Raw genomic sequence first — 7979 nt, forward strand, 5'->3', positions numbered from 1 at the left:
GTCATTGCTATCCCGATCTCCTGGTACCCATTGGCGGGGCGGTCCGCGCATTCGTGGCCGTCGATGTGACGCCCTTCTTTGACAGAACGGGCGCCCCGGTCAACTCGTACGGGACGCAATGGAGATTGGAGCGGGTGAAGTGCTCCGTCTCAATTCTCAGTACCCGTTTTTATACGTGATTCCAACAAGTTACGACGCTCCCATTTTCGTCGGGCGCTTCCCCCATCCAAACACGCCGCTCTGAAGTTGCTTCATTGTGCGGCGATGCAGCCGGCGTTTGATCGACGCCAAAGAGACGCCAACCAAACGGCATTTGCTGCTCCCGAGCGATGGCGATCGGGCGACCGTTGGGATCATGCGGCGTGGCGGGAGGTCCTGACCACCCCTCTTGTATGCCGGTCCGGGGAGAGAAGTGACCGCGCTCCGATTTAGCCAGAGGAGGGATCTGCCGAATTTCCGCATGCTCGGCACGGATCCTCGAATGGAATGGAATTCGGGAATTATTCGTCGTCCGACGTCTTCACGGTGGACCCCTTCCCTCGGCGGAGCTTTCTGATGAATGCCGCGATCGCATCGTAAGCTTGCAGCAACGGCGGGCTCAGAGAAAAGAAGGTGCCGATCGCGATTGCAATGATTGCATGACGAAGCGAAAAACCCTCGTCCTCTTCCAGCTGGCTATTCGGATTGATCAATGCGGGTGACAGCCCGCTCTGTCCTCTCTCGCCAGTCGGCCTCCGCGACTTCCGCGGAGGGATCATGATCACGACGAAGAGAACATTGATGAGCAGCCAAATGCCGAGAATAATAAGCAGAGTACGCATCGGAAATCCGAAGAATATAAACGGAAAGAAATCACCACGTCACGCCTGCGTACATTCGTTCACGCTTCCGTCACAATCATCTAGGTGCCTTGCCGGACGCAAGCAAAAAGCGCGCATTCCTCCCCCTCAAGAGCGTGCAGCCTCGACAGCCGGAGAGCGCTCGGCAGGCACCGCGCTGTTTCAACCAGACGGCTGATACCGGACGGTGGTCGGCACTCATATGGGCGCTTTCCGCCACACCACGGGGGCCGCGGAACCGACGGACGAAGCAGCGCTAACGCTCGGCGGGCTCATTCGGACGATGGGTTGAGCCCGAAGCCCGGTTTCTGTTCCCCAGCACAGAATCGTCGGTCGGCGGAACAGCACCTCATGCGGCATCGTGGATCGACAACAACCTGAGAGGTAAAACGGCACGGGGGGAAACCTGACCGCGCCAGAGGTCGGCGCCGCTCCTCATCCGAAAAGAGGGGTATTATTGCACCTGTGTTATGCCTCCGACGTGGCATAAATGCGACAACCCCGTACATTTGCTCAATTTTCCCGCATTGTGCCTAGCTTGTCGCTGCAGTCCTTGAGAGACTTCGGGCAATTTCATGGGGGACCCCGCGACCGAATTCCGGAAACGGGCGGAGGTAAAATTGCTCAAGCACATTCTCGTTTTCACAGCATTTGCACTGGTTCCGTGCGGCGGCGCGTCCGCCGAACCGTTCTCGATCAATGACGCGTTGAAACAGGCCGTCCGCACCAATCCCGGGGTCGGTGAAGCGTCGGCCAACCGCCGCGCAACCGAGAGCGAGCTTCGCCAGACCCAGAGCACGCTGCTTCCGCAGGTGCGCGTAGAAGCGCGCTGGGGTCCCGAAAAATTCGACCAGAGCGCTGCCGTGTTAACCGGCACCGCCCTGCCCGTCCCGGTCGCCGGAAGCGGCTCATGGCGAAACGGATCGCAGGAATCCGTCGTCGTCCGGCAGGTCTTGTTCGACGGCTTCGCCTCGATTCACGACATCTGGCGGCAGACGGCGCGCGTCAACGCAGCGGCTTTCCGCGTTCGCGAGCGTACCGAATTGATCGCTCTGGACGCAGCGGAAGCCTATGTCGACGTCGTGCGCTATCTGCGACTGGTCACGCTCAGCGAGCAGAACGTCGTCACCCACGAGAAGATATTCGCCAACGTCAACACGCGCTTTTCCGGCGGACGCGCCGGTGAAGGCGATCTCGAACAGGCCCGCGAACGGGTCGAAAATGCCCGCGCGGCGCTCGCCGAATTCCGCCGGAGCCTGGAAGAGTCCCGCGCCAAGTTCCGCAAGGTCGTCGGACTTGAGCCCATCAATCTTCGCTTCCCGGGACCGCTGGGCGGCTTGCCGACGACCCGCGACGAGGCCCTTGCAACCACGGTACGGTTCAACCCGACCATTCAGGCCGCGCAGGCCGACGCCGACGCGGCAAAGCATGCATTTCGCGTGACGGACGGCGCTTTTGTTCCGACCTTCTCGCTCGAGGGCCGTGCGACACACAACGACAATACGTACCCCTATCTTGGCGTTACGCACGACGACTACAGCGGCAAGGTTGTCATGTCCTGGGATGTCTTCCGCGGCGGTCAGGATGTCTGGCGACGGTCGGAGATGTCCGAGCGCTACGTCGAAAGTACTGCGCGGCATGCACGCCTTCAGCGCGATGCAATCGAATCCATCGACAAGGCCTGGGCAGCGCGGACGGTCACCGTGACACGAATCGCCGCGCTGACGCGGCAACTCGAGGCTGATCGCAAGACGATTGCGGCATTCCAGAAGGAATATGAGCTTGGCCAGCGTTCGCTGATCGACCTTTTGAATGCCCAGAACCAGTATTTTAACACGTTGGTTTCGTTGACTTCGGCTCGCGGCGTCGTGGTGTTCGCCGACTATCAACTTTTGGCCGCCATGGGCACGTTGCTCGAATATTTGAAAGCTCCGCCGCCCGTCGATGCAGCGCCGATGGATCTTGGGATCTTCGCAACGCCCGACTACAGGGCGCCGACGCTCCGCGTGAAGCTGCCCCAGACCGGCTCCGAGCCGCTGAACGTCCCGGTGCCTGCACCGGAACGGGTTACCGCCCGTCTGGGCTACGCGAGCGAAGCGCCCGAACCTGAGGCGTTCAAGGATCGATGGCCGTCGCGTTCCAATCAGCCGACCCTGCTGGGAGCATCCGAATGGATCACGCAGCAGCGAAGCACCGGCGATCCGGTCATACTGCACACCTCTCCCGTTACCGCGTACGCGGCCGATAGAAAGCCGCACTGGCTGGCGACGGCATTCGAGCCAGCTCAGAGATAGTGCCAGTTCCGCGAGTACAGTCGGGTCCGTGATCGGCGAAAGGCGGTTCGAAGATTAACCTTTAGTTGTGCTTTTGCCGATTTACCAAATGATTCCGTGCGTTTTCCGCTATGCTGGAATGACGGTTCGCTTTTCGCTCCGCATCATTTCATTTTGGACATTCGCATTTGTTGTTTCGAGCATCCGAGTCAACGCGCATGCATGGCCACCCCGTTGCGGAGCGAGCCGTTGCGTCTGAACCGAAGCAAGCGACAGGTCGTCCCGAAAGCGACGACCCACTTGCATCATCGCTCATTTACCTGGCGTCGTACCACGGCCGTGCCGTTAGCCGCGAGGCACTGCTAGGCGGCCTGCCGATCCTCGATGGTCGGTTGTCGGTTCCCCTCTATGATCGTGCAGCTCAGCGCGCGGGCCTCCAGACCGAAGCCGTCAAACGCGACATTGCCGATATCCCCGCGCTGGTGCTGCCGGCCGTCCTTATCATGAAGAATGGGACGACGCTGATCCTGCTGGAATTCGACAAATCCGGAAGCAATGTCAAAGTCCTCAATCCGTCCCTGACGGCCGGTCTCCCCGAGCTTCACGCGATCCAGGCCATCTCGGCCGACTACACCGGATACGCATTCTTCGTCAGGGCGGCGGTCGAGAGCAACGCACGCGCCGTCGCTGCAGGCGATCTGCCGCGAAGCCATTGGTTCTGGTCGGTGGTCAAGTTGCATTGGCGCAGCTACGGTCACATCGCGCTTGCAGCCTTCCTGATAAATATGCTCGCGCTGGCGACGCCCCTCTTCACCATGAGCGTCTACGACCGCGTCGTCCCCAATGGCGCGCTTCCTTCGCTGATTGCCCTGTCGATCGGAATGGGGCTCGCGATTGCGTTCGACTTCATCTTCCGGACGGTTCGCAGCCGCATGATCGATGTCACCGGCAAGACGATCGACGTCATCCTCGCTGCCAACATTTTCGAGCACGTGATGGGCGTGAAGATGGCGCAGCGCCCCGCTTCGGTGGGCATCCTCGCCAATCAGTTGCGCGACTTCGATTCAGTGCGCGAGTTCTTCACGTCCGGCAGCGTCGTGTCCGCGACGGATCTGCTGTTTGCCATGCTGTTTGTCGGGATCCTCTTTGTGATCGCCGGGCCGCTGGCCTGGATACCGCTGGTGATGTTGCCGGTCATGCTCCTGATCGGCGTGGCGCTGCAGCGCCCGCTGGACCGGGCCATGAAACGCCAGCAGGCTGAAGCTGCGGCACGTCATGGCGTGCTGGTCGAGTCGCTGTCCGGCCTCGAGACGATACGCGCGACCGGCGCCGAAGCCCGCATGCAAACGGCCTGGGAGCGATCCGTCGCAGCAACGGCCCGCTCGGGCGAGGACGTCCATTTCTGGGCCTCGCTCGCGCTGACGAGCGCCAATACGGCCCAACAGCTCACCAGCCTCGCCCTGATCGTCGTCGGCGTATTCCTCATACTCGACGGCAAGCTCACGGTCGGAGCGCTGGTGGCGGCAAACATGCTGGCGGGGCGCGTTCTGGCACCGATCGCGGGGATCGCGTCGGTGATCACGCGCGGAACGCAGACGCTGAGCTCGTTGAAGGCCATCGATCGCATCATGTCGCTGGAGCGCGAGCGATCCCCTACGCGTGCCTATGTCTCGCGACAAATCCGTGAAGGCGCGATCGCTTTCGACGGCGTCAGCTTCACTTACCCCAATGCGCCCGGCAAGGCCCTCGACAAGGTATCCTTCAAGATCGAAGGCGGCGAGAAGGTCGGCATCATCGGACGCATCGGATCCGGCAAGACGACTGTGGGGCGCCTTCTGCTCGGCTTCTATGAGGCGCAGGAGGGCCGTATCCTCGTCGATGGTGTCGATTCGCGGCAATACGATCCGTCCGACCTGCGGTCCGGGGTTGGCTTTGCGATGCAGGACACCGAGCTCTTCTTCGGAAAGCTGCGCGACAACATCGCACTGGGCAAACCCGAGGCAACCGACGAGGAAGTGCTGGCCGCCGCACGCCTGGCGGGCGTCGAGACGTTCATCGCGGGCCATCCCATGGGCTACGACATGCCCATTTCGGAAGGCGGCCGGAGCCTCTCAGGCGGCCAGAAGCAGGCGATCGGCCTTGCGCGGGTGCTCATCAGGAAGCCGCGGATATTGTTTCTGGACGAACCGACCGCCCATTTCGACATTCGCAGCGAAGCCGAATTTCTCGAGCGCCTGAGGGCGCTGCGCGAAGAGCAGATCACCATTCTGATCTCGACGCATCGCCTCTCACTGCTGAATATGGTCGACCGCCTGCTGCTGTTCGACAACGGCCGGCTGATTGCCGACGGCCCCCGCGACAAGGTTCTCGCGCTCCTGCAGGGCAAGCCGGCGCCATCGACGCCGAGCCAGAACCCGGCGGCTGCCGAGCAACCCGCCTCACCCATGGCCAGAACCAATGTCGTCTGATTTCGCGTTTGCCAACGATGTTCGGGCCGCCGCCGCGCTTCGCGCGCCGCGGACCTCCCGCATGCTGCTTGTCGCATCCCTTGCCCTGCTCGCCACGTTCCTGGTCTGGGCTCATTTCGCCGTGCTGGACGAGGTCAAGCGAGGAAATGGCCGCGTTGTACCCGCGCGCCAAATGCAAGTGGTGCAGTCGCTCGAAGGCGGGATCGTCGGCGATATCCTCGTCCAGGAGGGATCGATCGTCCAGCAGGGCCAATCCCTGATGCGCATCGACGATACGAAGTTTGCATCCGAATTCGGCGAGATCAGGGAACGGCGGGCTGCGATGGCGGCCCGTGTCACCAGACTTGAGGCCGAAGCCAGGGGAAAGGGCGAGCTGATCTTTCCCGATCAGCTTGACCAGGTGGTGCCGTCGGCCGTGGCCACGGAAAGCAGTGTGTTCAAGATGCGCGCGCAGAAACTGGCGCAGGATGTCGACGTCCTGAACCAGCAGGTGGCCCGGCTCGGCGGCACACTCAAACTGCTGGATCGGGAGCTGGCGTTGACGCGCAAGCTGTACGAGCAAAAGGTGGTGCCGGAAATCGAGATGTTGCGGCTCGACCGCCAGGCGACCGAGATGCGAGGACAACTCGCGGAGGCCCAATCCAAGATCGCGAGCACGATCTCCTCCTTCCGCTCCCAGGCGGACGAAGATCTTGCGAAGTCCAAGGGCGATCTGGCCGTGCTCGATGAAAATATCAAATCAGCGCAGGACCGGGTCCGGCGAACCGACCTCAAGGCACCCGTGCACGGCATCGTCAACAAGCTGAACGTGACCACGGTGGGGGCGGTCGTGCAGCCCGGCGCCAACGTGATGGACATCGTTCCCCTCGACGACACACTGCTGGTCGAAGGTCGCATCAAGCCGCAGGACATCGCCTTCATCCGGCCCGGCCAGGACGCGGTGGTGAAGATCTCGGCCTACGATTCCTCGGTCTATGGCTCGCTGAAGGGCAAGGTCGAGCGGATCAGCGCCGACACGATCGTCGACGACAAGGGCGAGAAGACGCCGGAGCGCCAGGAGAGCTTCTACCGCGTCATGGTGCGGACAGAGAAGAACCACCTGGGCACGGAGCAGAAGCCGCTCCCGATCATTCCCGGCATGGTCGCGACGGTCGAGGTGCTGACCGGCGAGAAGTCGGTTCTCGATTATCTGGTGAGGCCGGCCCGCACACTGCGCGACGAAGCCCTGCGCGAGCGTTGAGGCTTCGCCAAGGTTAACAGAGCGCAAAGGTCGCGGCGACAATTTGCCGATCCCTCGAAGCGCGGGATTGACCGCCTTTGCGACAAGACCGCCGCCCTCCCCCTGATTTAACCTCGCCTAAGCGTCGCAGACCTCAGTCTCGATCCGACAACAGGATCGGGGCGTGGATCGACGCGATAGACGTTGACGACGCTCCCGGCGCAGGGGACGTCGTCTATGACACTGCATTGGGAATTGCAGCGGAAAGGCCTGTGCGCGCTTGGCGCAGCGCTGGCCGCATTGATCGTTGCCAGCGCGACATCGCCTGTCCGGGCCGATGACGCCTCGGCTCAGGACGTCCCGGCTCAGGACGTCTTGGCTCAGCACGCTCAGGAAACTCTCGCACCCGGCATTGACGCAGCAGCGCGGGCACCCGCGACGTTCTTCCGCATCAACGACGTGCTGGCGAAGCTCGATGCCATGCGCGGCCGCGGGCCGAATGCAGTCCGCCTTGCGGCGCTGACGCCTTCCAACATCGCGACCGACGCGGCCCCTGAGCCGAGGCCCGCGCCGGCGAAAGGCGACGAGCCGTTTGGCCTCTTCACCTTCCGCGCGCCCGAAGGCCTGTTGTGGCAGAAATGGCGGGGCCTCGAGACCCGGCTGGCGAGGGATGCAGAGACACTGAGAGGCTGCCAGACCGACGCCGGCAACTGCCCCTCGAACGCCGCCCAGTTCCTGCGATTGATCGGCGCCGTCAAATCGAAATCGGGACGCGCAAGACTCGATGAGGCCAACCGCGCGGTCAACATGGTCGTCCGCTACGTGAGCGACTATGCGCAGCATGGCGAGGCCGATCGCTGGAGCTCGCCGCTGGAGACCTTCGCGACGGCAAAGGGTGATTGCGAAGACTATGCGATCGCAAAATACGTCGCACTGCGCGAAGCCGGATTTCCGCGCGAGGATCTCCGGCTCATGCTCGTCCGTGACCGCGCCGTGCGGCAGGACCACGCCGTGCTCGCCGCGCGCCTCGACGGGCAGTGGCTCGTGCTGGACAACCGGCGCTCCGAGCTGATCGAGGATTCGGGGGCGACGAACCTGGCCCCGCTGTTCGCCATCGACCACGCCGGCGTCCACTTGTTCGCCGCACCCTACGCTCAGCGCCAGCTATCCGGACCCGCGG

At 62.7% G+C, this 7979-nt stretch carries 5 protein-coding genes; 4 read left to right on the forward strand and 1 reads right to left on the reverse strand.

Translation table 11 applies throughout. The features are described 5' to 3' along the window. Positions 1-500: 500 nt before the first annotated feature. Positions 501-821: a hypothetical protein gene (locus AC1D00_RS16720; protein ID WP_135179464.1), complete on the reverse strand. Its 321-nt coding sequence runs from the start codon at positions 819-821 to the stop codon at positions 501-503. Between the two features lie 593 nt (positions 822-1414). Between AC1D00_RS16720 and AC1D00_RS16725 the strand changes: the two genes are divergently transcribed. The 4 genes from AC1D00_RS16725 to AC1D00_RS16740 form a co-directional block, all read left to right on the forward strand. After that, the gene (locus AC1D00_RS16725) at positions 1415-3133 is read left to right on the forward strand and encodes a TolC family outer membrane protein (protein ID WP_135179465.1); all 1719 of its coding nucleotides are present in this window, start codon (positions 1415-1417) and stop codon (positions 3131-3133) included. A gap of 197 nt (positions 3134-3330) precedes the next feature. Continuing rightward, entirely contained in the window at positions 3331-5580 is a 2250-nt protein-coding gene (locus AC1D00_RS16730; RefSeq protein WP_135179466.1) for a type I secretion system permease/ATPase, read from the forward strand. Beyond that, on the forward strand, positions 5570-6820 hold the full coding sequence (locus tag AC1D00_RS16735) for an HlyD family type I secretion periplasmic adaptor subunit (protein ID WP_135179467.1): 1251 nt from the start codon (positions 5570-5572) through the stop codon (positions 6818-6820). The genes AC1D00_RS16730 and AC1D00_RS16735 overlap by 11 nt, the downstream gene beginning before the upstream one ends. Before the next feature lie 216 nt (positions 6821-7036). Then, the coding region (locus AC1D00_RS16740) for a transglutaminase-like cysteine peptidase (protein ID WP_477011438.1) at positions 7037-7979 on the forward strand (943 nt) is incomplete at its 3' end.

The organism is Bradyrhizobium sp. P2_E8 (genome assembly GCF_056403875.1).

What these genes read in the sequence shown, in the direction of transcription:
- AC1D00_RS16735 (WP_135179467.1), top strand. Translation starts at nt 5,570, where the DNA reads ATGTCGTCTGATTTCGCGTTTGCCAACGATGTTCGGGCCGCCGCCGCG.
- AC1D00_RS16730 (WP_135179466.1), top strand. Translation starts at nt 3,331, where the DNA reads ATGCATGGCCACCCCGTTGCGGAGCGAGCCGTTGCGTCTGAACCGAAG.
- AC1D00_RS16725 (WP_135179465.1), top strand. Translation starts at nt 1,415, where the DNA reads ATGGGGGACCCCGCGACCGAATTCCGGAAACGGGCGGAGGTAAAATTG.
- AC1D00_RS16720 (WP_135179464.1), bottom strand. Translation starts at nt 821, where the DNA reads ATGCGTACTCTGCTTATTATTCTCGGCATTTGGCTGCTCATCAATGTT.